The sequence below is a fragment of the Caballeronia sp. LZ033 genome, assembly GCF_031451265.1.
Taxonomy (GTDB): domain Bacteria; phylum Pseudomonadota; class Gammaproteobacteria; order Burkholderiales; family Burkholderiaceae; genus Caballeronia.
In genome coordinates this window covers 131,851-156,913 of record NZ_JARUXQ010000003.1, presented here as the reverse complement: position 1 = coordinate 156,913, position 25,063 = coordinate 131,851, and the positions used below count along the sequence as shown (strand labels likewise).

Below are 25,063 nucleotides of genomic sequence, written 5' to 3'. Positions count from 1 at the left end.
CGGCGCGCCCCCGCCGCCCGACCCGACGTGGCCACCCAAGGCATCGCTCACCTTGCGCTGCAGCGCGTTCGCCGCTTTCAGCGCGTCCATGCCGCCTTTAACGACGTCATTGTTCATGACGGCATCGACGGCGCCCAGGCCCGACTGGACCAGATCGCTTTGCATCACATTGGAGACCTGCTCCTCGACGAAGCTGAACACGATGCTGCCCATGACCGCCAGCGCCGCATTCGCGTATTCGCGCAAATCCAGCACCATGCCCACGTGAGGATGCGGCAGCGGAACAGGCGCGGGCGACGGCGGGAGATTGACCCAATGCACGTCGATGCCGACCACCGGCGTCAGGTGGTTCACTGCCAGCATCGTCATCTCGCTTGCGTCCCCGTGCCTGCGTTATTGTTGTCGGCGTCGTGCGCAGTCAGGCGGGCCGAGACCTCAGCGGGCGCCAGCGGCTGGACTGCCTGTTTCCAGTCAATGCCATAGAGCGATCGCAGTGCGCCTTCCAGTTGACTGCGCTGCGCGTGCAGCCAGTCGATCCGCGCCAGCATCCACGCGACCGCGAGTTGCAGGTTGCTGTTCGCGCGCAACGCCGGATCGATGCCCATGCCGGCGTTCAGCGCGTTGAAGCCCGCTTCGAGCGCGGCCGCGCGTTCGCGCTTGCGATCCAGACACCACGCCTGCATCCGAAAAGCCTCGACGAGCATGATGGCGTCGTTCTCCGCCTGCGCATACGGCGCCGCACCGGCGTAGCAGCGCGCTGCGTCGAGATAGCGCTCGCCCATGACATGCACGCTCGCTTCGCCGAACAAGCCGTTGAGAACGAGCTTGTTGCCAGCGGGCGCCGCTGCGGCGCGCGCCTGCTGCCCGGAAGCGGCCGCTTCGCGATAGGCATGCAACGCACGGTCGGTGTCGCCCCACTTGAGATACGCCGCGCCCGCCAGCAGATGCACGGTCGCACTCTGATCGAACCATTGACGGCCGTTGCTCACCGCAAGCGCGGCGACACGCAAGCGTTCGAGGCGAGCGGCATCCCCGTGCGACACGCTTTCCGAGAGTTCGACGAACAGCCGCCTGAACTGCCCCGACGTCCCACGCTCGCCCGATTGCGCAGCGAGTTCCCGAGGCAGCGCATCCATTTGATAGCGTCCATGGATCAGGCGCACGGCGTGAGCTTGCCGTTGCGCGAGTCGGTCGAGCAACGTCGGCTCGGTTCCGTAGAGCGTCAGCCTGAGCCGCCGGGAAAGTTCCGCAATAGTGCTTTCAAGCAAGAGCAACAGGCTCTCGAGACACGCCTCGAACGCCTTGGGCTTCTTGATGCTTTCAGGAACGAGCACCAGCACCACGCCCGGAAATACCTCCGGGTGATGCCGCATCAGACTGGCAAGCATCGCGAGAAAATAAGCCGCTGCCGGCTCACGATTTCTCACTGGAGGCTGCCAGTCCGCGACGATGCCCGCCCTTGCAGACCCCTCGCGACGCGCGTCATAGAACCGGATGACCTCGTCGGTCAAAGCATTGACGTATTGATCCGCGTCTTCAAAAGGCGCGCTCAACTCCAGCACGGCATTCGACAGTTCCCGTTGCCCCTGAAAGAACGTCTTCAGCAGTTCGACGTCGGTTGGATTGGCGTGCCAATAGAGCAAACGCGCGGCGGGGTCGTGGGCGAAGCGAAGCCAGTCTTCATGCGCGGCCATCAGCCGGCGCTCTACCGGATTGGTGGGTTTCCAGTCTTGCATGAGGACGGCATCAAGGATTGAGCTTCAGCTTGGCGCCCTGAACCGTGTGTTCGCCCGTTGCGCTACTGGTGATGGTCGAGCCTTCGAAGGTGACGGTCGAGCCGTTGATCGCATGACTGTCCGTGCCTGTCGATGTGATCTTGACGCCCGATATCGTGATGGTGCCGTCCTGCATCATCGTGATGCTGGACGCGCCGCACTGAAGCTTGATCTGCGTCGTCGACGTAAGCACCACGTTATCCGTTACGTGAACTTCCTGACCGGCCCCGACAACGAACTTCTGATGACCCGTGACGTTCACCGTGTGGCTGTTCAGGAAGTCCGAAGTCTTGGCCAGGTGAACCGTTTCGTGCTCCGCGCCGATAACCTCGGCCTCGCGATCCTTGTGAACCGTAAAGGTGTCCTTCCCCACCACAGTCGATGTGCGATCCTTGCCGACGGTATGCGTCTGCGTGCCGGTGATGTCGGTCTTCTGATCCCCGCCAATGGTCAACGTATCGTTCGCCGTCACCTCGCGCTTGCGGTTGGCCTTGAGGGTGATGGTCTCGTCCTTCGTCACGGTCTCGGTGCGGGTGCCGGTGACCGTTGTGACTTCGTTCCCTCCCACGGACTTGGTGCGATCCGCCGCAACCTTGTGCGTCTCGTTGTTCTTGACCGTCGTGTTCATGTCCTTCTGGGCCTGCACCCAGAGTTCCTCACCGCCCTGCTTGTCCTCCATGCGGATACCGTTCGCCGTCTCGACGCCCCCTTTCATCGAACGTGACAACATTCCGCTCTGCGTCGCGTTGGCCGGCAGCGGCCAGGGCGGCATCGACTCCGCGTTATAGACGCGTCCCACGACGATCGGCCTGTCCGGATCGCCGTTCTCGAAGTCGACGATCACCTCGCTGCCAATGCGCGGAATATTCACGCCGCCATAGCCGCCGCCGGCCCACGGATACGACACGCGCACCCAGCACGACGAGTTCTGGTCCTTCACGCCCGAGCGGTCCCAATGAAAGCTCAGCTTCACCCGGCCGTATTGATCCGTCCAGATTTCCTGGCCGGCCGGTCCCGTGACGATGGCGGTTTGCGGCCCGCTGGTGCGCGGCTTGGGATAGTCCTTGCGCGAGGGCCGAAACGCGACCGTAGCCGGCTGCACCACAAACGAGGCCACGAACAGATAGTGGCCCGAGTTGCTGGTCTGATCCGGTTCGGACGCGGTGATCCGCGATTCGATGACCAGATATTCCCGGTTCGCCGCTTCGTGCGGATAGCCTTCGAGCTTGAAGGTCGTGCCGCAGACGATATCGCGCACATTGCCCGAACCGGAAGCGCGTTCACCCTGCGCGCGCCACTCCTCCATGCGCATCCGCGCGAACTGTTCACCGTGTGAGGGATCGGTGTAGTCGCCTGGCCACTCGTAGCGCTCCAGACGGTTGTGATCGGTTTCCAGCGGCAGTTCGTTTTGCTTGATCAGCGTGGCGCGCGGCTTCTTGAAATCGAAGTCGTTGGTGGTGATACGCCCCGGCTGGAGACTGCCGTTGACCTCGAACTTGCTGATGTGTTCGGCGTCGGTCTTGTGCCCCGGAGGAAAGTACCCCAGCGTCTGATACGCCGCACTCTGTACAGGCCGATGCGCGCCGACCTGATCCACCAGCACCATGCGATGGAAAGACTGGCTGTGCTCGAAGAACCAGTAGATGCCGTGCTCCGCCATCAACCGCTGGATGAACTCGAAATCCGTTTCGCCATATTGAACCTGGTAGTCCAGCACCGGGTAGGATTCCGACAGACGCATTTCATACGAGTACAGGTAGTTCTCGAACACCTCCTCGATGATTTCCACCACCGTCTTGCGCTGGAATATCCGGTAATCGGAGCGCTGCGCGAGCAGCACCAGCCAGGGTTGCAGCACGAGCCGGTAGAGGCTTTGACGGTCGGACTGGCCTATGTAGTCCGCATGCGTGACGAGGCCGCTGATCTCGCGCACGCCCGCGCCGATATTGCCAACGCCGCCGAATCCCATGCCCTCCAGTTCGATGGACACGGTCAGTTCCTTGCCGATCATCGCGTTCCGGTCGAGGTTCGCCGCCGCCTGACCGGGCATCACGGAATCGAGCGGCGTGGCGCACTTGATGGTGTACGCATACAGCCGGGACAGCACTTCCTCGCCCTCGATCGACCGCAAGCGCAACGCAGGTTCGCCTATGGCCGCGACGGGCAGCGCTGCCCCGCTCAGGGTAATCGTGCTGCGTTTCGAGCCGAGCACGCTCCCGGCGATGTCCGCCGCGCTGCGCTCGAGCATTCCACTATTCTGCATCCCGGCATTCGACACGATGAAACCTCGACAATCGATCTGAAGCGGAACACGCGAGATTGCGTATTCGACCGACTGCCAATGTATCCCCGCGAGCGCATGCGACTGAACGCGACGATTCTTAATTCTTCAAAGTACGCATGCAGTCAAGAACAGGCATCCGAATTAATCAATGCCAATGAGCATCATTAATCGAGATCAACCTGTTTTCAGGAGATTCAAAGCCCGACACTACTGCTGACAGGATGCAAATCAAGCGTCGTAATCCGCATTCAACATGTCGATGAACGCGCGGACTTTCGCACTCAACAGACGCCGCGAACTATAGAGCGCCCAAAGCTCCACGGGCGGCCCGGCTTCGTATCCGAGCAGTTCGAGGCGGCCCGCCGCCACATCGGCTTCGACCAGCATGCCCGGCAGCAACGCCGCGCCCGCGCCTTGCAGCACGGCCTCGCGCGCCATCAGCAAGGACGACAGCCGCAACACCGGTTCAGGCGTGAGCGCGCGCGTGCCGCCATCCGGATCCTCGATCCGCCACACTTCGTTCGCCATGCGCGCCAGCACGACCGCAGGCAGTGTCGGCGCGTCCGCTTCCGCCTTGAAGCCGCGCGGCCCCACGAGCGTGCGCCGGTCAGTCGCGACACAACGTCCGACGAGCAATTCATCGGCGTCCGGATTGACGCGGATCACGAGGTCATAGCCATCCTGCACGGGGTCCGCCACGCGATCCTCGGCAACGATTTCCAGCTCGACCTGCGGATAGTGCCGCGCATAACGCGACGCAATGCCCGGCAACATCACGTGCGCGAACACGATCGGCGCGCTCACGCGCAGGCGTCCGCGCGGCACAGGGGCGCGCGCGGCGAGCGCTTCTCCGGCGTCATCGATCTCGGCAAGCAGGCCGCGCGTGCGTTCATGCAGCGCGCGGCCCTCTTCGGTGAGGCGCAGCGTGCGTGCACCGCGCTCGATCAGCCGCACGCCCAGGCTCTGCTCCAGTTCGGCGACATGCCGCGACAGCGTCGCCTTGGGCCGTCCGGTCTGGCGCGCCGCAGGCCCGAAACCGCCATGCAACGCGACGGCATTGAAATCGACGAGTGCAACCAGGTCCATTTTCGTTCCATCCACGAGACGATGCGTCTCGAACCGAGGTCTATCGACGCCCAATCGGAACGATTATCGTAGCAGCATCCCAACCCGATCAGTAAGGAGCTTTGAAATGACCATTCTCGTGACGGGCAGCACCGGCGTAATCGGCAATCAGGTTCTCGGCCATCTTCAAGGCAGCGGCGCGAGCGTGCGCGCCCTGACGCGCTCGCCGGAGCGCGCGCAATTCCCCGCCGGGGTGGAAGCCATCAAGGGCGAACTCGGCGACATCGGCGGGCTGCGCGACGCATTGAAGGACGTCGACACGCTGTTCCTCCTCGCGCCCAACGCGGCGGACGAACTCACGCAGGCATTGCAGGCGCTGAGCATCGCGCGCGAGTCCGGTGTGCGAGGCATCGTGTATCTGTCGGTGTTCAAGGGCGAAGCGTATGCGGACGTGCCGCATTTCACCAGCAAGCATGCAGTGGAACGCATGATCGAGCAGGCCGGCCTGCCCGCGACCGTCCTGCGCCCCGCGTACTTCATGCAGAACGACGCACGCATGAAGGAGGCGCTCCTGAAGCACGGCGTCTACGGCATGCCGATCGGCGCGAAAGGCATCTCGATGGTCGACGTGCGCGATATCGGCGAGGTCGCCGCTCGCGAACTGCTGCGGCGCGAACGCAGCGCGGAACCGCTGCCGGGCGTCACTTACGAGCTCGTCGGACCGGATGCGCTGACGGCGGACAGCATCGCAGCGATCTGGAGCGCCGCGCTGAATCGCGAGATCCACTACGGCGGCGACGATCTCGACATGCTCGAAGCGCGAATGAAAGGCGCAGGACCCGATTGGCTCGCCTACGACATCCGCCTCATGATGCAGCGTTACCAGCAGGATGGCGCCGTGGCGAACGCGCATGAAATCGAGCGTCTGTCCGGACTGCTCGGACGTGCGCCGCGTACATACCGCGATTTCGCTGCCGAATGTGCGCAGCAATGGGCAACCGAATAAAAGGAGCCTCGAATCGGGCATTCGCAAAGGGGTCAGCCATGCGCTCCGAGGATTTTGGCGAACGCCCGGTTCCGAATCTGTTTTAATAAAAACCCTCACAGAGCAAACGTTTGGTCGCTGTTTTGTGTTCCAATTGATCTGATTATCTGTTTAAACCCCGCGATTACTTTCGCGATTACCATCGCGAATCATCGATTGGATATTCGGCTCATGCGGACTCAATCCGAGGCATCGACTTCAGAAAAGCGCAACAATGCGGAAGACGGGCGTCAGGCGCATTTCCAGCGCTGGTTCGCCACCTTCGCCAGTCTCGCGCATTCGCGGCTGCCGCTGCCCGCCTATCTGCAAAAAGTCACCGAAACCTTGAGGGAAGTCGCAGGCGTCGCATCGGCGGTGGTGGAATGGATCGAGGGCGACGAACTCGTCTATCAGGCGGCGAGCGGCGCGGCGGCCGCGCATATCGGCGTGCGTCTGCCTACCGCCGGCAGCCTGTCGGGACTGTGCATCACGCGGCAGCAGGCCCTCATCTGCCGTGATACAGCCACGGATCATCGCGTGGACCGCGCCGCGTGCAAGGCGGTCGGCGCGGTGTCGATGGTGGTGGCTCCGGTCATCTATGAAAGCCGTTCGGTCGCTGTCCTGAAACTGATTTCCGGGCAAACCGATTTCTTCGGTCCGTCCGACATCAGCATTCTCAACGCGTTTTGCGCCTGCATCGCGGAAACCATCGCGCGCGAGGAGTTCGCGCAGGAAAACCGCAAGCTGCTCAAGGAAAACGCGAGCGTCGCGGCGGATCTCACGGTGGAGTCGTCGCTGCGGCTCGAGTACGAGAAGAAGCTCGCCGACGCCATGCGCCGCCGCCAGACCGTGCTCGACAACGCGCATGTCGCGTTCGTGTCGATGGACGAAGCGGGCATGATCGTCGACTGGAACGAGGCCGCCGCGCTGCTGTTCGGCTGGAAAGCGCCGGAAGCGGCGGGCCGCGAACTGGCGGCGCTGATCGTGCCGGAACGTCTGCGCGACGCGCACCGCGCCGGGCTCACGCGCTATCTCGCCACCGGCGAGGCGCGCATGATCAACCGGCGCGTCGAGTTGCCCGCGCTGCGCCGCGACGGCAGCGAATTCGCCGCGGAACTGACCATCAGCGAAGTCTGGTACGAAGGCCAGCGCCAGTTCGCCTGCTTCGTGCACGACATCACCGACCGGCGGCGCGCGAGCGAGGCGAACGAACGCCTGCGTCTGCTGATCGATTCGGTCAGCGACTACGCCATCTGCATGCTCGACCAGAACGGCTACGTGCGCTCGTGGAACGAGGGCGCGCGCGCCATCTATGGCTTCACGGCCAGCGAGGCGATCGGCCGGCATTTCGCATTGTTCTACCCGTCGGACGAACACGGCCGCGACCGTCCCATGGACGACCTGATGCTGGCCGCCGAACGCGGCCGGGTGGAACACGAAGACTGGCACATGCGTCGCGACGGCTCGGAATTCTGGGCGCACGTGATGCTGAGCGCGCTGCCGAACGGTTCCGACGGCGAGCGCAGTTTCGTCAAGATCACGCGCGACATGACCGCGCGGCGGCGTCTGGAGGAACTGGAGGCGTCGAGCCGGCGCATGAACGAATTTCTCGCGCTGCTGGGCCACGAATTGCGCAATCCGCTCGCGCCCATCCGCAACGCGGTCAGCATCCTGAAGCTCAAGGCCACCAGCGACGAAGAAGTGATCCGCAGCCGTCAGATCGTCGACCGGCAGCTTGCGCACCTGACGCGGCTCGTCGACGATCTCCTCGAAGCCGGCCGCGTGAGCTCGGGCAAGATCCGCCTCAGTACCGACCTCATCGACATCGCCACGGTCGTGCATCTGAGCGTCGAGGCCAGCCAGCCGCTGATCGACGCACGCGGCCAGCGCATCGTCGTGAAGGACAGCGGCCAGCCGCTGTACGTCAACGGCGATCCCACGCGCCTCGTGCAGGCGCTCAACAACCTGCTCAACAACGCATCGAAGTTCAGTCCGCCCGCCTCGACCATCACGCTCGAAGTGGGTCCGCGCGGCTCGTCGGTGATGGTGCGCGTGATCGACCAGGGGCGCGGCATCTCACCGGAAGCGCTCGCCATCGTGTTCGACCTGTTCGTGCAGGAACATCCGCCGGGCGCGCATCCGGATGAAGGCGGGCTGGGCATCGGCCTGACGCTCGTGCGGGCAATCACGGAACTGCACGGCGGCCATGTGGAAGCCAGGAGCAGCGGTGCGGGCCAGGGCAGCGCGTTCTCGCTGTGGCTGCCGCTCGCGGAACCGCCGGCCACGGGCGCGCCCGCGAGCACGACGTCCGGCACGGCCGCGACCCGTCAGCTCGACGTGCTCGTGGTCGACGACAACCGCGATTCCGCCGACAGCATGACCTTGCTCGTGGACATGCTGGGCCATCGCACGCGCCCGGCCTATGACGGTTCTGAAGCGCTCGCCTTGTTCGAGGCGGAGCGGCCGCAGGTCGTGCTGCTCGATCTCTCGATGCCCGGCCTGACCGGTTTCGATGTCATCCGCCGCATGCGCGATGATGGCGCGCGCGTGGTCGTCGCGGCGATGACCGGGCTCGGCTCGGATGAAGACCGCGCGCGCACCCGCGCCGCGGGCTTCGATGCGCATCTCGTCAAGCCGGTCGATCTTCCGGAACTGGAACGCGTGCTGGCGCTGGCGGGACGGGGCTGAACTCACTGACACGTCGCGGCGCGCCCGGAATGCCACGCACGCAGGCAGGCGTCTTCGCCAGCCGATAGGGCGGCTTCAGCACGGGCCAGAACCCACCATGTTCATCGCGTGCGGCGGAGAGCACGTCGGCGAGAAAATTGCCGTCGTGCAGCAATTCGTCCACGCGGACCACGGGCACGGCTGACGCCATCTGTTGCGCGGCCCGCGCCTTCGGCAATCCGGCGCACCGCTCACGCTCGGCGTCCGAGGTTTCGCGTTCGATCCATACATGACCGTCCAGACAGGCGAGCACTTCGCCGCGCACGGGCGATCGGCCTGCCGCGAACAACGCGCACCACGCGGCGACGTCCTGCATCGAGATCTCGATGAACGCGCCCGTGCCCGATGCACGCCTCGCACGCCCCGCAAGCCGCGCCAGGATCGCGAACAGCGCGGTCTGCCCGCCCAGGATGTCTGCGCCCGACGCGCCGATCTTGACCGGTATGCCATCGCTGCGGGTCAGGTCCATGAGGCCGCTCATCGCCTGTATGACCGTGTCGAAGGCTGGCCGCGACGGATACGCCGACGCCATCCCGAATCCCGAGATCGAGCAATAGATCAAAGTCGGGTTAATGGCGCCGAGCGTCTCGCGTGTGAAGCCGAGTTTGGCAAGCGCGCCGGGACGCAGGTTTTCGACGAGCACGTCGGCGTCCGCGAGCAGTTCGCGCAAGTGAGCGCGGTCGGCTTCCTGTTTGAGATCGAGCGCGAGGGTCTGCTTGTCCGTGTTGTTCAGCGCGAAGAAATAGCTGGTCCCGCCTTGCCCGGGCGCCCACGCGCGGGCCGCTTCGCCATCGGGCGGCTCGATCTTCACGACCTCTGCACCAAGCGCCGCCAGATGCTTGCCGACGAGCGGCGCCGTCGTGTACTGGCCGATCTCGATCACCTTCACGCCCGCGAGCGGCGCCGGATTGCCGCTTGCGTGCAGGTCCGGCCGAGCGACGCCATGCACCTCGCTCAACGGCGACTCCGTGAAAATCGGCACCTGCCGATACGTCTGCGCACCGACGCCCGCCGTATCGATAGCATGTGCCGCCGCCGCATGACGCAGGCGGAAATTCGGTTCGGCCGCCAGCTCGTGCATGCCGACAATCGGTCCCGCGGCCACGCCGATACGCTCGCACACGCGCACGCATTCTTCGGTACCGAGCGTCATGGTCCAGCTCTCGAGCAGCGCATCGAGTTCGTCGACGTGACGCACGCGGCCTGCGAGCGTCGCGAAACGCGCGTCGTCGAGCGGCGGCATGTCCGCGGCCAACTTCAGCTTGCGCCATTGCTCGTCGGTGCTGGTGCAGATGAGGATCCAGCCGTCGCGCGTGCGATACGCATTCCACGGCGCGCTCGCCGGATGGCGGTTGCCCACGCGCCCCGCCATGCGGCGCGCAAAGACGGCGGGCAAAAAGGTAGTGAGCGCGTTCGCCGCACAACCGCTCAGCGTGACGTCGATGTTCTGCACCCCGCCGCCCAGGCGCTTCACGCGCACCGCCGCAGCAATCGCCGCCGCCGCGTACAGCGCCGCCGAGATCTCCGTCAGTGGAATGCCGATCCGCACCGGCGCGCCCTGCGTGAAACCGGTGGTGTCCATCAGGCCGCTCATCGCCTGGATTTGCGCGTCCGTCCATGCCGTGCCGGCGCGCGAATCCTGCGGCCCGGTCGCGGTGATATCGCACACGATATGCGTGCCTCCCGCCTTCCATCCCGCGATGCCGCCCGTCTCGCCGCTATCCGACGACACCACGATGACGTCGTAACCCGTCGCATCGGCGCCGTCGAACCCGACGCACGCGCCCGCCTGTTCGAGCAGCACCGCGCACAAGCGCACCGCATCGCGCGCTCCGCACGCGAGAACCCGCACACCGTCCAGCATGATCGTCTCCTTCTCCGTGTCTTCACGGCTGGCGCGCCCGCGCGCGCATTGCTACCATTTTTCGATGCGAACCCTTCCGTCACTCAATGCCCTGCGCGCCTTCGAAGTCTGCGGCAGGCTGCTCAGCATCCAGCTCGCCGCCGACGAGCTGAATGTCACGCCCGCCGCCGTCAGCCGGCAGATCAAGCTGCTGGAAGACCAGCTCGGCGTGCTGCTGTTCGAGCGGGGCCATCGCGCGATCACGCTGACGCCCATGGGTTCGCGCTATCTCGCCGACGTCATCCGCAGCTTCGAGACGCTGCGCGCCGCGACCGTGAATCTCACCGAGGCGCGACGCCGCCGCACGCTCAAGATCCGCGCCTACACCACTTTCTCGATGAACTGGCTGTTGCCGCGCCTGTCGACGTTTCATCGCGACCATCCGGATATCGAAGTGAGCCTGACCACCTCGTTGCAGCCGGTGGACTTCAACACCGAGGACGTCGATGGCGCGATCCGCCTGTCGCACGCGCCGTCCTCCGAGTTCGGCTTCGACCGGCTCGTGCCGAACGAACTGGTGCCGGTATGCAGCCCGGATTTCCTGCGCGCCCATCCCGGACTCGACGACGCCACGCCCGAAGCGCTGCGTCACGTTCCGCTGCTGCATTCGCTTGCGCGTCCCGAGGACTGGGCCAAGTGGCTCGACGCAGCCGGCGTGCGCGGCGTGAATCCGCTGGGCGGGCTCTCCTACGAAAGCTCGATCCTTGCGTACTTCGCGGCGACGCAGGGGCATGGCATCGCGATCGCGCAGCGCGTGCTGGTCGCCGATCAACTGCGCGCGGGCACGCTCGTCATGCCGTTTTCGTTCGTGCTGGATCTCGGCGCGTTCACCTACTACCTGATCTATCCGCCTGCCCATCTTGCGAGTCCGGAGTTCGCCGCGTTCCGCACCTGGCTGCTGTCCAGCGGCGACGACGCGCAACGCTGACGCATCAGCGCCCGGCATAGCGCGGCGCGCGCTTTTCCGCGAATGCCTTGCGCCCCTCGATGCGGTCTTCGGAATCGCGCAGCGCGCCCCACGCCATCTCCGTGAATTCGAGCGCCTGCGCGAGTGGTACGTTGGCGCTGGTCTCGATGACCTTCTTGATCATCTGCACGGCGAGCGGTCCGTTCGCGGCGATCGTGCGCGCGAGTTGCAGGCTTTCTTCCAGCAGCGCTTGGGGTTCCGTCAGATCGGATACGAGACCGACTCGATGCGCATAGGCTGCGTCGATCCTGCCGCCGGTGAGCAGCATCTTCATCGCGATGGCCGACGGCACGGCGCGTTGCAGCGCCTGAATCCCGCACACGCCCGGAATGCTCGCAACCACCGCTTCCGGCAAGCCGAACACCGCGCTCTTCGACGCGATGCGCAGATCGCATTGCAGCGCCAGTTCGAGGCCGCCGCCGAGGCAATAGCCGTTGATCGCGGCGATCAGCGGCTTGAAGATGCGCAGCGAGCCGAGTTCCATGAGACGCACGTAGATGCCCTCCGCGCCGGCGCGTTCGAGCGGCTTCACGAAGGACGCGCCGAACGAGGTCGAAGGCGGCAAGCTGCGCTTGAGATCCGCGCCGACACAGAACGACTTGGTCCCCGCGCCGGTGATCACGATCACGCGCACGTCATCGTCGTCGCGGGCATCGGCGAGACGCGCGCGCAGTTCAATCAGCGTATCGAGATCGAGCGCATTGAGCGCTTCGGGCCGGTCGAGTGTCAGCGTGGCGACGTGCGCGGACACGGCATAGCGAATCGTCATGATGGCCTCCGTGTCTCAAACGCTCGGCGACGCAAGCGAGCGCCCGCCGCACACATAAAGCGTCTGGCCGGTGATGTACGACGCCTCGCGCCGCGCGAAGAAACGCACGGCCTCGGCGATGTCCTCCGGCGTGCCGATGCGCTGCACCGGCACCGACTGCTTCAGCTTCTCCTGAAGCGCGGTATCGAAGGCCTGGAACAGCGGCGTATCGACGATGCCCGGCGCGACCGCATTGACCGTCACGCCATCGCGTGCCCATTCGAGCGCGAGGCTGCGCGTGAGACTCACGACGCCGCCCTTCGCCGCCGAATAGTTCACCTGGCCCACGCCGCCGAGCCACGCACGCGACGAGATGTTCACGATGCGCCCATGACGCGCCGCGCTCATGTGTCCGAGCACCGCGCGGCAACACAGGAACTGCGACTTGAGATTGACGTCGATCACGGCGTCCCAGTCGTCGTCGCTCATGCGGGTGATGCGCTTGTCGCGCACGATGCCCGCGTTGTTCACCAGCACGTCGATGCGTCCATGGCGTTCCATCACGCTTTCCACGGCTTGGCTGACCGATGCGCTGTCGGTTACATCGACGGCCAGCGCCATGACGTCGACGCCGGCTGCGGCGAGCGTCGTGGCGGCCTCGTCGAGCGCCGCACGATCGCGATCGAACAGCGCGATGTGCCGGCCGTCGCGCGCCAGGCCCTGTGCGATGCCGAAGCCGATTCCCTTCGCGCCGCCCGTGACGATGGCGACCTCGCTTGCTGAAGCATTCATTGCTGTCTCCGTGAACGAATGCCCTGATCGTAGGCCGCACCCTGTCATGCGCTCAAACGACATTTTTTGCGCGCTTGATTGAGTTTTCGTGATGGCGTTTTCGATTGAGAAGAAGTCAATCGAGCACGCAAAAAATGTCGTTTGAGCGCGCGGCGGGCCGAACCTAGGATGCGTCCAGCACATACCCACACGGAGACGCCGCCATGCACACCACCTTGCCCCACGTCGCGGAACCCGCCGCGACGCCGCTCAGCCGAACGCAAAAGAAAGCGATCGTCGCGGCCACGCTCGGCACCATCGTCGAGTTCACGGACTGGATCATCTACGCGACCTTCGCTTCTTTGTTCTCGCGGCAGTTCTTTCCCGCGCACAACCCCGGCATCGCGCTGCTCGCGGCCTTCGCCGTGTTCGCCGTGGGCTTCGTGATGCGGCCGATCGGCGGCGCGCTGCTCGGCGCCTATGCCGACCGGCACGGCCGCAAGAACGGCCTCGCACTCTCGGTCGCGCTGATGGCGGGCAGCTCGCTCGTGATCGCCGTGTGTCCGGGCCATGCGTCGATCGGCGTCGCGGCGCCGCTCGTGCTGGTCGCCGCGCGGCTCGTGCAGGGCTTCGCGGCCGGCGGCGAGTTCGGCTCGGCATCGACCTTCCTGATGGAATCGGCGGCGCCCGCGCGACGCGGCTTCGCGGGCTCGTGGCAGCACTTCGCGGTCAACGCGGGCGTGCTCGTGGCGGCCTCCATCGGCGCGCTGCTGACGTCGGTCATCGATGCCCCCGCGATGGCCGCGTGGGGCTGGCGCATCGGCTTCGCGATCGCGGGCCTGATGGGCTTCGTCGCGCTATGGGTGCGGCTCGCCGTCGCCGAAACGGATGCCTTCAGGAAGACCGCGTCCGCCCGGCAACACACGCGGCATCCGTTCGTCACGATCATCCGCGAGCATCGACGCGCGGCGCTCCGCGTGATCGGCATCGCCATGGCGGGCAATCTCTGCATCTATCTCTGGCTCGTGCTGTTCCCGACCCTCGCCCACATGCGCGGCCTGCCGCTGCGCGATGCCTTCAGTGCCAGCGTGGTGTCCATCGTGGTGTCGCTCGTCGCGATTCCGCTGCTCGGCATGCTGTCGGACCGCATCGGCCGCAAGCCCGTGCTGCTCGCGTTCGCCGCCGGTTCCGCGCTGTTCGCGTGGCCGGCGCTGCACTTCCTCTCGAACGACTACTGGAGCGCGACCGTCATCGTCACCCTCGGCATGCTGCTTTCGTCCGGATTCGCCGCGACCTGCGCCACCGTGATGGCCGAACAGTTCCCGGCGCACGTCCGCGCCACCGGCGTCGCGCTGCCCTATGCGCTCTCGGCCGCGCTCTTCGGCGGCACGCTGCCCACCATCGTCACCGCGATGGCGAACGCCGGCATCGTCGATTACCTGTGGATCTATGTGGCCGCCGTCTGCGTGCTCGGCTGCATCGTCTATGCGCGCATGCCGGAAACGCGCGGCAAGACGCTCGACTAAGACCCGCTTGACCGATCTCCTTATCCCAATGCAATGGAGGCAATGATGCGCAACGTGGTGATTGGCGGCGTCGGCATGACGTCATTCGGCAAGTTTCTCGAACGCAATCTCAAGTCGCTTTCGGAAGAGGCGGTGTCGCTCGCGCTGAAGGACGCGCATGTGCACGTCGATGACGTGGATCGCGTGTTCTTCGGCAATGCAGCGGCGGGCGTCGTCACGGGACAGGAGATGATCCGGGCGCAATCGTCGCTGCGCCATACCGGACTCGACGGCAAGCCGATGTTCAACGTCGAGAACGCCTGTGCGTCCGGCAGTTCGGCGCTGCATCTCGCGTGGCTTTCGGTGGCGTCGGGTCAATCGGAAACGGCGCTGGTCGTCGGCGTGGAAAAGCTCTCGCACGAAGACAAGGCGGTGTCGTTCGGCGCGTTCGCCAAGGCCGTCGATCTCGAAGAGCCGCTGCCCGAAGGCGTGACGGCCGGCACCGGCTCGCTGTTCATGGATCTGTACGCGGCGAAGGCACGCAAGTGGATGGCCAAGACCGGCGCCGAGGCCAGCGACTTCGCGCGAGTCGTCGTGAAAAGCCGTCATGCGGGCTCGCTCAATCCGCACGCGCAGTTTCGCAAGGAGACGAGCGTCGAGGAAGTGCTGTCGAGCCGCATGGTGAGCGATCCGCTGACGCTGTTCATGTGCTCATCCATCGGCGACGGTGGCGCGGCCGTGTTCATCTGCTCCGAGACCTTCGCGGCGCGGCACGACATCCGCCCGGTGTTCATTCGCGCGAGTTCGATCGTATCGGCGAAAGCGGACGGCACGGGCGAACTGGTCGCGGTGCGCGCCGCGCGCGAGGCGTATGAACAGGCCGGCATCGGTCCGGAGGACGTGCATGTGGTCGAGTTGCACGATGCCTCGGCGCCCGCCGAGCTGATCCACTACGAGAACCTCGGCCTGTGCGCGCCCGGCGATGCACCGAAGCTGATCCGTTCGGGCGATACCGGCATCGGCGGCAGGATTTCGGTGAATCCGAGCGGCGGTCTGCTGTCGCGTGGCCATCCGGTCGGGGCGACGGGTGTGGCGCAGATCGTCGAGCTGACGCAGCAGTTGCGCGGCCAGGCCGGCGCGCGGCAGCGGCCGGGCGCGAAGGTCGCGCTCGCGGAAAACAACGGCGGTCAGCTCGCGGGCGACTCGGCGGTCGCGCTGGTCACGCTTCTTTCGACGTAAGCGGCCCCGCTTCCACCGTCACATTGCCGCGCTCGCTGAAACGGGCGAGCAGCGGCGCTTCGGCCAGCGCATCGGTGACGAGCGTCCAGTTGCGGTCCAGCGGCGTCCAGTGCTGCTGGCTCGCGCGTTCGAGCTTGTTCGACGTGACCAGCACGAACACGCCCGCCGCCTGCGCAACGATGCATTCCTTCAGATACGCCTGCTCCGCCGTCGCCTCGCACAGCCCGCGGCCCGCGACGACGCCGTCCGCGCCGAGGAACGCCTTGTCGAAGGTGACGCGCGTCAGCCCCACCTGCGCGATGGGTCCGAGCGTGCTCATGCTGGACGGCCGCACATCGCCGCCGATCAGCGTCACGCGCACATCCGCCGCCGCGAGCGCGCCCACGGCGAGCAGATTGTTGGTCACCACATGAATCGCCGTGCGCCCGGCAAGCAGGCGTGCCAGTGCGGCGGTCGTGGTGCCGCCGTCGAGGAAAATGGTGTCGCCGTCCTGCACGTGACGCACCGCCGCGCGGGCGATCGCTTCCTTCTGTTCCCGGAAACTCTCGCGGCGCGTGTCCAGCGATTCCTCCGGTTCATGCATGCCCACCGACGCCGCGCCGCCGTAGGTGCGCACGAGCCGCCGCTCGCCGGCGAGCGCGCTCAGGTCGCGGCGCACCGTCGCTTCCGACATGCCGAAGTGCTCGCACAGCGCGGCGACGTCGTTCATGCCGGACAGCACGGCCTTGAGCATCGCTTCGCGGCGTTTCTCTACTTTCATCCTGTTTCCTGATTCGATGGCTTCCCGGCGGGACGCACAGTGTAGCGAACCCGGCGGGCTCGCCGCATGCTTGCCGTTTGATCGTTTCGCTCATCTTCCGATACACCAAATGATCGAAACGATCAGTAGAAACCCGCACACTGCGCAAATTGCGCGAATCGGGCGATAGCGCTACACTCCAAATTGATCGAATCAATCATATTCTGCGTGATTCGGCCAGAAACCACTTGGAGACATGCATGGCTCAGATTCACATCAAGCGCGCCGTCGAGCGCGTGCCCGGCGGGATGATGATCGTCCCCCTGCTGATCGGCTCGCTGATCGCGACTTTCGCGCCGGGCATGCCGAAGTTCTTCGGCTCGTTCACGAACGCGCTGTTCACCGGTTCGCTGCCGATTCTCGCGGTGTTCTATGTCTGCATGGGCGCGGGCATCGACGTGAAGGCGACGCCTTACCTGCTGCGCAAGGGCGGCGCGCTGTTCGCGACCAAGGTCGGGACGGCGATTGTCGCGGGCATCGTGCTCGGGCATTTCCTCGGCGAGCAGCCGGTCAGCTCGGGCTTGTTCGCGGGCATCTCGACGCTGGCCGTCGTCGCCGCGATGAACGACACCAACGGCGGTCTCTACATGGCGCTGATGGGCCAGTACGGCCGCTCGGAGGACGTGGGCGCGTACACGATCATGTCGCTCGAATCCGGTCCGTTCCTGACCATGGTCACTCGGGGTGTCGCGGGCCGTTCGGCGTGTCCGTGGCCGACGCTCGTCGGCAGCAGCCTGCCGCTCGCAGTCGGCATGCTGCTCGGCAATCTCGACCGCGAGATGCGCGCGTTCCTCGGCCGTGCCGTGCCGGTGATGATTCCGTTCTTTGCGCTGGCGCTCGGCGCAAGCCTCGATCTCCACAAGGTCTGGCAGGCGGGACTGCTCGGCATTGGTCTGGGTTTCGCGGTCGTGATCGTGACGGGCATTCCGCTGTATTTCGCCGACCGTCTCAGTGGTGGCACGGGTGTCGCCGGTGCGGCGGCCGCGAATACCGCGGGCAATGCAGCGGCGGTGCCGGCGCTGATCGCGGCGGCCAATCCGGTCTATAACGAAGCGGCCAAATCGGCGACGCTGCTGGTGGCCGCCTGCGTGGTGGTGACGGCCATCGTCTCGCCGATCCTGACAGCGTCGATCGCGAAACGCGCCAACGCCCGGGATCAGGCGCGCGCCACCGCGAAGACACGCGAGGCCACGCAATGAACAGCTTGCTGATCGTCGCCGACGATCTCTCGGGCGCCGCCGACTGCGCCATCGCGTTTGCGGCGGCGGGCCGCAGGACGGTGGTGTCGCTCGACGCGCACAAGCCGCCTCAGGACGCAGCCGTGATCGCCGCCGATACCGACACGCGCCGCCTCGCGCCCGCCGAAGCCGCGCAGCGCGTGGCTGCTGCGTGGCAGGCACTGCGCGCGCCGGGCCGGCGGCTCTACAAGAAGATCGATTCGACCTTGCGCGGCAACTGGACCGCCGAAGTCGCGGCGCTCGCGCGGCTCGCGGGACCAGCCATCGTCGCGCCCGCCTTTCCGGCCACCGGCCGCGCGGTGCGCGATGGCCGCGTGATCGTGCGCGGCGTGCCGCTCGAAGAAACCGAGACCTGGCAGCTGGAACACGCCGGCCAGAACCCCGAACTGCGCGCGATGCTCGACATGGTGGGACTGCGCGTCGCGCATGTATCGCTCGAAGCGTTCCGCGCCGCGCCGCAGGATGTCGCGGCGATGGTGATGGCGGCGGCGGCTTCAACGGACGGCGTCGATGCCATCATCGTCGATGCCGAGAACAGCGAGGATCTCGCCTCGCTCGCCCGCGTGACGGCGGCGCTCGATGCGTCGTTCTTCTGGGTCGGCTCGGGCGGGCTTGCGCGCGAACTCGCCGCGTTGCCCGATCTCTTCGCCACCGAAGCCGATACCCACGGCGCCCGTCCGTTCGACGGCACGCAAGGCCCGATCCTCGCGCTGGTCGGCAGTCTCTCGGCGATCTCGGAGCGCCAGTGCGCGCTGCTCGGCGCGGAAGCCGGCGTCCGCGAGATGATCGTGCCGCCCGCCGTCCTGCGCGACGGCGCGCGTCATCCGGAGTGGCAAGCGTGGCATGAGCGCATTGGCCGAACGGTGCGGGATCGCGAGGACGCGATCGTGCGCATCGGCCGCGACGATGCCTTCGATCCGGCCGAAGGCGCGCGCCTGTCGAACGCTCTTGCCGCGCTCGTCGCGCCTCATTTCAACGAGTTGGGCGGCCTGATCGCGACCGGCGGCGAAACCGCGCGCGCGATGCTCGCTGCCGCCCGTGTCGGCAGTCTCGAGCTGTTGCGCGAGGTGGAAGCCGGCGTCGCGCTCGGCAGGCCCGCGAACGGCGCGGGGCCGGCCATCGTCACCAAGGCGGGCGCGTTCGGCAGCGAGCATGCGCTGCTTGGCGCCTACCTGCACTTGCGCGGCGCGGACCTTCCCGTCGCGCGCCAGTAACCGAATTCACCCCGAATCCAGACGAAACATCATGAGCAACTACCTCCCCGTAATCGGCATCACGATGGGCGACGCAAGCGGCGTCGGTCCGGAAGTCGTCGTCAAGAGCCTCGCGCACGATGCGGTCTACCAGCAGTGCCGTCCGCTCGTGATCGGCGATGCGCGCCGCCTCGAACGCGCGATCGAACTCACCGGCGTCAGCGCCAGCGTGCGACGCATCCAGGGCGCGCCGGAAGCGCGTTATGAGCGCGGCACGATCGATTGCATCGACCTCGGCCTGATTCCCGATGATCTGCCGTTCGGCCAGCTGTCCGCCGTCGCGGGCGATGCCGCGTATCAATACATCGCGCGCGCAGTCGAACTCGCGCAGGCCGGCCAGATCGACGCGATCTGCACCGCGCCGCTGAACAAGGAAGCGCTGCATGCGGGCGGCCACAAGTATCCGGGCCACACGGAAATGCTGGCGCACCTGACGGGCGTCGACGAAGTCTCGATGATGCTGGTCGCTCCGCAACTGCGCGTGATCCACGTGACGACGCATATCGGCATCATCGACGCCATCCGCAAGATCGAGCCGGGTCTGGTCCAGCGCACGATCGAACGCGGCAACGCGACGCTCATCAAGGCGGGGATCAGCAAGCCGCGCATCGGCGTATGCGGGATCAATCCGCATGCGGGCGAGAACGGTCTGTTCGGCTATGGCGAGGAAGAAGAGAAGATCATTCCGGCGGTGAAGGTGCTGCAGGAACGCGGCCTCGACGTGACCGGCCCGCTGCCCGCCGATACGCTGTTCTATCGCGCCGGACGCGGCGATTTCGATCTCGTCGTCGCGATGTATCACGACCAGGGGCACGGTCCCGTGAAGGTGCTGGGTCTCGAAGCGGGCGTCAACGTGACGGTCGGGCTGGAGGTGATCCGCACGTCGGTGGATCATGGCACGGCATTCGATATCGCCGGCAAGGGCATCGCCGATGAAGGCAGCATGCTCGAAGCGCTGCGGCAAGGCGCGGAACTGGCGACGCGGCGTCACTGAGCTAGGTCACCGAGCTACGTCACTGAGCTACGTCACTGAGCGGCGGGTCGAGCGCGAGCGCGCGGTCAGCGCGACAATGGGGGCTTCTTCCTCACGAAGCACGCGCGCCCATCCATCATGTCCGCTCAAACGTCCGCTTCAGCTTCCGATACGCTTCACGCGCTCTGGCGCATCGCCGGCTTGCCCGACGATGCGCTTTCTTTCATCGACCTCCCGGGCCGCGAGCCGGTCTTTCCATCGAGCTTCGCCATTGGCACGGCGGCGCAGGCGAGCGTCGCCGCAGCGGCGCTTGCCGCGTGCGAACTGGCGCATGCGCGGGGCGTCGAGCGGCAGCGCGTGTCAGTGGACATGACGCACGCGGCCGTGGAATGCACGGGCGCCTTCACCGTCGATGGGCAAGCACCCGAGACATGGGGACGCTTCTCCGGCCTGTATCGCTGCGCCGACGGCTACGTGCGCATTCACGCGAACTTCGAACATCATCAGGATGGCGCGCTGCGCCTGCTCGGTCTCGATCCGAAGACGGCGACGCGCGCGGACGCAGAGCACGCAATGCTGGCCTGGCGCGGCCGCGAATTCGAAGACGCTGCGGCGGCGCAAGGGCTGGTCGTCACGATGCTGCGCACCTTCGACGAATGGGACGCGACGCCTCAGGCGCGTGCGATCGCCGCGCAGCCGTTGATGACGCTGACCCGTATCGGCGATGCGCCGCCGCGCGCGCTGCCTGCGTTGGCAGAAGCCGCCCGGCCGCTCGACGGCATTCGCGTGCTCGACTTCACGCGCATTCTTGCGGGACCGGTCGGCGGGCGCGCGCTGGCTGCGTTCGGCGCGGACGTCATGCTGGTGAACGCGCCGCATCTGCCGAACATTCCGGCGATCGCGGACACGAGTCGCGGCAAGCGTTCGGCGCTGCTCGACTTGCGCACGGAGCGGGATCGTGCGGCGCTCGGGCAACTGATCGACGAGGCGCATGTGTTCTCGCAGGGCTATCGGCCGGGCGGGCTGGCGGCGCTCGGTTTCGGGCCGGATGCGCTGGCGGCGCGGCGGCCGGGCATCGCTTATGTCTCGCTGACGGCGTACGGCACGGAAGGACCGTGGGCGCAACGGCGCGGGTTCGATTCGCTCGTGCAGACGGCGATGGGCTTCAACGCAGCCGAAGGCGAAGCGGCCGGCGACGGCAAGCCGCGTGCATTGCCCATGCAGATGCTCGACATGGCGAGCGGCTTCCTGATGGCGTTCGGCGCGGCGGCGGCGCTGTGGCGGCAACAGCGCGAAGGCGGGAGCTGGCATGTGCAGGTCTCGCTCGCGCAGACGGGGCAGTGGTTGCGCGGACTGGGGCGCGTGGAAGGCGGAATCGCCGCACCGACGCCGGAGGTCGCGCCGTTCATGACGCGGTATGCGTCGGGCTTTGGCGAGCTGGTGGCGGTGACGCCGAGCGCGCAACTGGCGCGGACGCCGGCGGGGTATGCGCGGGAATCGGTCAGGCCGGGGGCGGGGGAGGCGCGGTGGTGAGGAATGTCCCGCCAATCAATGCCACAGCGTGCCGATCAGGAATGGCATAGCGGCCTGAATACAAACCTCATCTCAAGTTTCGTCCGAACGTTCCGATAACGCGTGGCAGGCGCGCCTTCCCGCGCGCCCACCACGCTCATCGACAAGAACAACCTCCAACGTTCCCATGAAACTGCTCCCGAAAGTGATGCTGCTCGCCCTGCCCGTTCTCGCCGCCTGCGGAGGCGGAGGAAGCGACGAAACATGTGTCACGAACGGAGACCTCACGAAGACCTGCGTCGCCAGGACGTCGCATGCGATTCCCGAAGGCATCTGGTTCGGCGCGACGGACACGGGCCTTGCCGCGCAGACCATCGTGCTCGAGACCGGGCAGTACTTCAGCATCTATACGTTGAATCAGGATCTGGTCTGGATGACCGAAGGCTTCGTCACCGCCACCAACGGCGCATTCACCGATCCGGCGGTCGTCGCGCTGCACTACACCGGCGAGATCATCGCGGGCACGCTCAGCGGCACCTTCACGGCGAAGAGCGCGTTCTCGGCGACGAGTTCGATCAACACCAAGCCGAACACCACCGCGCTGAACTTCAACGGCAACTACAACGCCACCTACGACGCGCCGCTCGCCATCGGCGATGTGCTGGGCACGTGGACCAACCCGGGCAGCATCACGACCGTCTCGACGATCACCTTCGCCGCAAACGGCGCAGTTACCGGTTCGCAGGGCGCCTGCACGTTCACCGGCAACTTCAAGCCGCGCGCGACCGGCAAGCACATTCTCGACGGCTCGCTCAACTTCACCAGCGCCGCGTGCGCCACCGGCGGCGGCGTGACGATGCCGGTCGAGGCGACCGTCGTGAACAATCAGATGAGCATCGTGGGCGTGACGCCGCAGCGTTCCACGGCGTTCTTCATGGCGGCGACGCGCTGATTCTTCGCGCAGCGGCACGTCACCCGGGTCACTCGTAGACGATCGCCGCTGCCCCTTCAGCCACCTCGCACCGCACCGGCACCCGACGCGCCAACGCGCACAGCAACTCGTAGCCGATCGTACCGGACGGCTCCGCCACTTCATCGACGCTGACATGCGCGCCCCACAGCTCGACCGGCGCGCCGATACCCGCCGCCGGGCAGGGCGTGAGATCGACCGTGAGCATGTCCATCGACACGCGCCCGACGATCCGCGTCCGCACGCCCGCCACCATGACCGGCGTGCCGGCCGGCGCGTGCCGCGGATAGCCATCCGCGTAACCGCACGCCACCACGCCGACGCGCATCGGTCGATCCGTCGTGAAGGTTCGGCCATAGCCGGTCGTCTCGCCGGGCTGCATCGTCTGCACGCCGATGATGCGGCTTTCCAGCGTCATCGCCGCGCGCAGCGGGTTGCCCGCGATATGACGCGCGCACCCGCTCGGCGACGCGCCATAGAGGATCGTCCCGGGCCGCACCCAGTCGCGATGCGCCCGCGGGTGCCACAGCACCGCCGCCGAGTTCGACAGTGACCGCGTGCCCGGCAGGTTGCGCGTGACGGCGTCGAAGGCGTCGACTTGCCAGTCGATCGCGCCATCATCGGCGTTGGCGAAATGGGTCATCAGCCCGATCGAACCGATCGACCCGATCCGCGACGCACGCAGCCACGCACGCTCATAGTCCGCCGGACGGAAGCCCAGCCGGTTCATCCCCGAGTTCATCTTCAACTGGATGTCGATGCGCTCACGCGGGCGGGCGGCTTCGAGCATGTCGAGCTGTTCGTCGCAGTGCACGGTGACATGCAGGCGATACCGGTCCGCCACCAGCACGTCAGCCGGTTCGAAAACGCCTTCCAGCAGCAGCACCGGCTTGTGCCAGCCGAGCTCGCGCACGCGCACGGCTTCGTCGAGATCGAGCAGCGCGATGCCGTCGGCCTCGGCAAGCGCCGGATAAATGCGCTCGATGCCGTGACCATACGCGTTCGCCTTGATCACGGCCCACACGCGCGATGTCGGCACCGTGTCCCGGACGAATTGCAGGTTGTGACGGATGGCGTCGAGAAGAATGCGTGCGGAAATCGGACGTGGCATGCGTGCTCCCCGGCATGGGCCGCCTGATCGGACGCGCCATGCTGCTTTTGTGAAAGAAGGCAGTGGAAGCACGAATCGTATCGGCCGGAAGGCAGTTTTTGTTATCGTATTCGCGCCGAATTTTGGTGGAAGACGCTGCCCGCCAAACACGCAGCCCAAGCTTCGCGACGCGTGCTTTCCGGCGTATCGTGAGGCTCACGCCGCATGGGGCGAAGGAGATCGCCATGACCGACGCCCGTCGTCTTGCCTGCCTGCGCATCGTGCTCGTGATCGTTGGGCTGATCGCGCTGTTCGCCGTCTATCCCCTGATGCTGCTCTGGCCTTCCGGCTGGGCCTGGGAAGGCACGCACGAAGGCCGCTCGGAGTACGCGCTGATGATCGTCGGCCTCTACGCGACGCTCGGCGTGTTCCTGCTGATCGCCTCGCGCGATCCGCTGCGGCACCTGAGTCTCATCTGGTTCACGGTGTGGTCGAGCATCGTGCACGGCGCCATCATGGCCGTGCAGTCATTCGGCGGCACGCAGTCTCATGCGCATATCGGCCATCTGGCCGGCGATGTGCCGGCGCTGTTCATCGTCGCCGCCGCGCTCGCGTACTTCACGCCGCGCCGCGGGCAGGCAGGCAAGCTCAGTTGAGATAGCCGAGGTGCTCGGCCAGGATCACGCAGCCGACGCCCATCAGGATCACCCCGCCGACAATCTCCGCCCGCTTGCCGATGGTCGCGCCCACGAGCCGCCCGACCATCACGCCGATGGTCACCATCAGCATGGTCGCGAAGCCGATGGTCGCGGCCGTGGAGAAGATATCGACATCGATGAACGCGAGGCCCGCGCCGACCGCCATGGCATCGATGCTGGTGGCGAAGCCGGTGAGCGCGAGCACCCAGAACGAGTGGGAGTTGGGCTTTTCTTCCTCATGCTCCACGGCGCGCAGGCCTTCGCGAATCATGCGCGCGCCGAGCAGACCCAGCAGCGCGAACGCAATCCAGTGGTCCCACGCGGTGACGTACTGCGCGGCCGCCTTGCCAAGCGCCCAGCCGACGAGCGGCGTCAGCGCCTCGATCACACCGAAGATCACGCCGGTCTTCAGGGCCTCGGCAATGCGCGGCTTGTGCAACGTGGCGCCTTTGCCGACGGCGGCCGCGAAGGCGTCGGTGGACATGGCGAAGGCGAGGAATAGTGTGGAGGCGAGGTTCATCG

At 66.2% G+C, this 25,063-nt stretch carries 21 protein-coding genes; 11 read left to right on the top strand and 10 right to left on the bottom strand.

Features of this window, described 5'->3' with window-relative positions; genetic code table 11:
* The 4 genes from QCE62_RS22035 to QCE62_RS22020 all read right to left on the bottom strand — a co-directional run.
* Positions 1–363, bottom strand: a 363-nt coding sequence (locus QCE62_RS22035) for a hypothetical protein (protein ID WP_309923192.1), incomplete at its 3' end; no start/stop codon positions are given.
* A 2-nt stretch (positions 364–365) separates the two neighbouring features.
* On the bottom strand, positions 366–1,736 hold the full coding sequence (locus QCE62_RS22030; protein ID WP_309923191.1) for a hypothetical protein: 1,371 nt from the start codon (positions 1,734–1,736) through the stop codon (positions 366–368).
* A gap of 10 nt (positions 1,737–1,746) precedes the next feature.
* Positions 1,747–4,023 (bottom strand): type VI secretion system tip protein TssI/VgrG, encoded by a 2,277-nt coding sequence (locus QCE62_RS22025; protein ID WP_309923189.1) that lies wholly within the window; start codon positions 4,021–4,023, stop codon positions 1,747–1,749.
* Between the two features lie 264 nt (positions 4,024–4,287).
* Complete coding sequence (locus QCE62_RS22020) at positions 4,288–5,145, bottom strand: LysR family transcriptional regulator (protein ID WP_309923187.1); 858 nt, start codon at positions 5,143–5,145, stop codon at positions 4,288–4,290.
* Positions 5,146–5,251: 106 nt separating this feature from the next.
* Between QCE62_RS22020 and QCE62_RS22015 the strand changes: the two genes are divergently transcribed.
* Both QCE62_RS22015 and QCE62_RS22010 read left to right on the top strand, forming a co-directional pair.
* A complete protein-coding gene (locus QCE62_RS22015) occupies positions 5,252–6,130 on the top strand; it encodes an NmrA/HSCARG family protein (protein WP_309923185.1) in 879 nt (292 codons plus the stop codon).
* 210 nt (positions 6,131–6,340) lie between these two features.
* Positions 6,341–8,836 (top strand): PAS domain S-box protein, encoded by a 2,496-nt coding sequence (locus QCE62_RS22010; protein WP_309923182.1) that lies wholly within the window; start codon positions 6,341–6,343, stop codon positions 8,834–8,836.
* Here the strand turns inward: QCE62_RS22010 and QCE62_RS22005 are convergent.
* Entirely contained in the window at positions 8,778–10,739 is a 1,962-nt protein-coding gene (locus QCE62_RS22005; RefSeq protein ID WP_309923180.1) for a CoA transferase, read from the bottom strand. The genes QCE62_RS22010 and QCE62_RS22005 overlap by 59 nt on opposite strands.
* A 64-nt stretch (positions 10,740–10,803) precedes the next feature.
* Between QCE62_RS22005 and QCE62_RS22000 the strand changes: the two genes are divergently transcribed.
* Positions 10,804–11,706: a LysR substrate-binding domain-containing protein gene (locus QCE62_RS22000; protein ID WP_309923178.1), complete on the top strand. Its 903-nt coding sequence runs from the start codon at positions 10,804–10,806 to the stop codon at positions 11,704–11,706.
* A 4-nt stretch (positions 11,707–11,710) separates the two neighbouring features.
* Here QCE62_RS22000 and QCE62_RS21995 read toward each other — a convergent pair whose 3' ends face one another.
* Entirely contained in the window at positions 11,711–12,514 is an 804-nt protein-coding gene (locus QCE62_RS21995) for an enoyl-CoA hydratase-related protein (RefSeq protein WP_309923176.1), read from the bottom strand.
* Between the two features lie 15 nt (positions 12,515–12,529).
* Entirely contained in the window at positions 12,530–13,285 is a 756-nt protein-coding gene (locus QCE62_RS21990; RefSeq protein ID WP_309923174.1) for an SDR family NAD(P)-dependent oxidoreductase, read from the bottom strand.
* Positions 13,286–13,488: 203 nt separating this feature from the next.
* Here QCE62_RS21990 and QCE62_RS21985 point away from each other — a divergent pair, with 203 nt between their 5' ends.
* Together QCE62_RS21985 and QCE62_RS21980 are read left to right on the top strand one after the other, a co-directional pair.
* The gene (locus tag QCE62_RS21985) at positions 13,489–14,790 is read left to right on the top strand and encodes an MFS transporter (protein ID WP_309923172.1); all 1,302 of its coding nucleotides are present in this window, start codon (positions 13,489–13,491) and stop codon (positions 14,788–14,790) included.
* Between the two features lie 42 nt (positions 14,791–14,832).
* On the top strand, positions 14,833–16,008 hold the full coding sequence (locus tag QCE62_RS21980; protein ID WP_409017895.1) for a thiolase family protein: 1,176 nt from the start codon (positions 14,833–14,835) through the stop codon (positions 16,006–16,008).
* Here QCE62_RS21980 and QCE62_RS21975 read toward each other — a convergent pair.
* Complete coding sequence (locus tag QCE62_RS21975; RefSeq protein WP_309923170.1) at positions 15,989–16,768, bottom strand: DeoR/GlpR family DNA-binding transcription regulator; 780 nt, start codon at positions 16,766–16,768, stop codon at positions 15,989–15,991. The two genes, QCE62_RS21980 and QCE62_RS21975, sit on opposite strands and share 20 nt — an antisense overlap.
* A 239-nt stretch (positions 16,769–17,007) precedes the next feature.
* Here QCE62_RS21975 and QCE62_RS21970 point away from each other — a divergent pair, with 239 nt between their 5' ends.
* The 5 genes from QCE62_RS21970 to QCE62_RS21950 all read left to right on the top strand — a co-directional run bounded on the left by QCE62_RS21970 (position 17,008) and on the right by QCE62_RS21950 (position 22,735).
* Entirely contained in the window at positions 17,008–18,006 is a 999-nt protein-coding gene (locus QCE62_RS21970; RefSeq protein WP_309923169.1) for a 2-keto-3-deoxygluconate permease, read from the top strand.
* Entirely contained in the window at positions 18,003–19,259 is a 1,257-nt protein-coding gene (locus tag QCE62_RS21965) for a four-carbon acid sugar kinase family protein (protein ID WP_309923167.1), read from the top strand. The genes QCE62_RS21970 and QCE62_RS21965 overlap by 4 nt, the downstream gene beginning before the upstream one ends.
* Before the next feature lie 31 nt (positions 19,260–19,290).
* On the top strand, positions 19,291–20,292 hold the full coding sequence (gene pdxA, locus QCE62_RS21960; protein ID WP_309818294.1) for a 4-hydroxythreonine-4-phosphate dehydrogenase PdxA: 1,002 nt from the start codon (positions 19,291–19,293) through the stop codon (positions 20,290–20,292).
* A gap of 117 nt (positions 20,293–20,409) precedes the next feature.
* Positions 20,410–21,804 (top strand): CoA transferase, encoded by a 1,395-nt coding sequence (locus QCE62_RS21955; RefSeq protein WP_309923165.1) that lies wholly within the window; start codon positions 20,410–20,412, stop codon positions 21,802–21,804.
* 166 nt (positions 21,805–21,970) lie between these two features.
* Positions 21,971–22,735, top strand: coding sequence for a hypothetical protein (locus QCE62_RS21950; RefSeq protein WP_309923163.1), 765 nt, complete (start codon positions 21,971–21,973; stop codon positions 22,733–22,735).
* A 28-nt stretch (positions 22,736–22,763) separates the two neighbouring features.
* On the opposite strand, the gene alr is transcribed toward QCE62_RS21950, so the two are convergent.
* The gene (gene alr, locus QCE62_RS21945) at positions 22,764–23,864 is read right to left on the bottom strand and encodes an alanine racemase (protein ID WP_309923161.1); all 1,101 of its coding nucleotides are present in this window, start codon (positions 23,862–23,864) and stop codon (positions 22,764–22,766) included.
* 224 nt (positions 23,865–24,088) lie between these two features.
* On the opposite strand from alr, the gene QCE62_RS21940 reads away from it, so the two are divergent.
* Positions 24,089–24,499, top strand: a complete 411-nt coding sequence (locus QCE62_RS21940) for a DUF6632 domain-containing protein (RefSeq protein ID WP_309923159.1) — start codon at positions 24,089–24,091, stop codon at positions 24,497–24,499.
* On the opposite strand, the gene mntP is transcribed toward QCE62_RS21940, so the two are convergent.
* Complete coding sequence (gene mntP, locus QCE62_RS21935) at positions 24,492–25,061, bottom strand: manganese efflux pump MntP (RefSeq protein WP_309923157.1); 570 nt, start codon at positions 25,059–25,061, stop codon at positions 24,492–24,494. The two genes, QCE62_RS21940 and mntP, sit on opposite strands and share 8 nt — an antisense overlap.
* Positions 25,062–25,063: the final 2 nt, after the last annotated feature.

Excerpts from the sequence above, each read along its gene's own strand:
- QCE62_RS22030 (WP_309923191.1), bottom strand. The coding sequence starts at position 1,736 with ATGCAAGACTGGAAACCCACCAATCCGGTAGAGCGCCGGCTGATGGCC.
- QCE62_RS22025 (WP_309923189.1), bottom strand. The coding sequence starts at position 4,023 with ATGCTCGAGCGCAGCGCGGCGGACATCGCCGGGAGCGTGCTCGGCTCG.
- QCE62_RS22020 (WP_309923187.1), bottom strand. The coding sequence starts at position 5,145 with ATGGACCTGGTTGCACTCGTCGATTTCAATGCCGTCGCGTTGCATGGC.
- QCE62_RS22015 (WP_309923185.1), top strand. The coding sequence starts at position 5,252 with ATGACCATTCTCGTGACGGGCAGCACCGGCGTAATCGGCAATCAGGTT.
- QCE62_RS22010 (WP_309923182.1), top strand. The coding sequence starts at position 6,341 with ATGCGGACTCAATCCGAGGCATCGACTTCAGAAAAGCGCAACAATGCG.
- QCE62_RS22005 (WP_309923180.1), bottom strand. The coding sequence starts at position 10,739 with ATGCTGGACGGTGTGCGGGTTCTCGCGTGCGGAGCGCGCGATGCGGTG.
- QCE62_RS22000 (WP_309923178.1), top strand. The coding sequence starts at position 10,804 with ATGCGAACCCTTCCGTCACTCAATGCCCTGCGCGCCTTCGAAGTCTGC.
- QCE62_RS21995 (WP_309923176.1), bottom strand. The coding sequence starts at position 12,514 with ATGACGATTCGCTATGCCGTGTCCGCGCACGTCGCCACGCTGACACTC.
- QCE62_RS21990 (WP_309923174.1), bottom strand. The coding sequence starts at position 13,285 with ATGAATGCTTCAGCAAGCGAGGTCGCCATCGTCACGGGCGGCGCGAAG.
- QCE62_RS21985 (WP_309923172.1), top strand. The coding sequence starts at position 13,489 with ATGCACACCACCTTGCCCCACGTCGCGGAACCCGCCGCGACGCCGCTC.
- QCE62_RS21980 (WP_409017895.1), top strand. The coding sequence starts at position 14,833 with ATGATGCGCAACGTGGTGATTGGCGGCGTCGGCATGACGTCATTCGGC.
- QCE62_RS21975 (WP_309923170.1), bottom strand. The coding sequence starts at position 16,768 with ATGAAAGTAGAGAAACGCCGCGAAGCGATGCTCAAGGCCGTGCTGTCC.
- QCE62_RS21970 (WP_309923169.1), top strand. The coding sequence starts at position 17,008 with ATGGCTCAGATTCACATCAAGCGCGCCGTCGAGCGCGTGCCCGGCGGG.
- QCE62_RS21965 (WP_309923167.1), top strand. The coding sequence starts at position 18,003 with ATGAACAGCTTGCTGATCGTCGCCGACGATCTCTCGGGCGCCGCCGAC.
- pdxA (WP_309818294.1), top strand. The coding sequence starts at position 19,291 with ATGAGCAACTACCTCCCCGTAATCGGCATCACGATGGGCGACGCAAGC.
- QCE62_RS21955 (WP_309923165.1), top strand. The coding sequence starts at position 20,410 with ATGTCCGCTCAAACGTCCGCTTCAGCTTCCGATACGCTTCACGCGCTC.
- QCE62_RS21950 (WP_309923163.1), top strand. The coding sequence starts at position 21,971 with ATGAAACTGCTCCCGAAAGTGATGCTGCTCGCCCTGCCCGTTCTCGCC.
- alr (WP_309923161.1), bottom strand. The coding sequence starts at position 23,864 with ATGCCACGTCCGATTTCCGCACGCATTCTTCTCGACGCCATCCGTCAC.
- QCE62_RS21940 (WP_309923159.1), top strand. The coding sequence starts at position 24,089 with ATGACCGACGCCCGTCGTCTTGCCTGCCTGCGCATCGTGCTCGTGATC.
- mntP (WP_309923157.1), bottom strand. The coding sequence starts at position 25,061 with ATGAACCTCGCCTCCACACTATTCCTCGCCTTCGCCATGTCCACCGAC.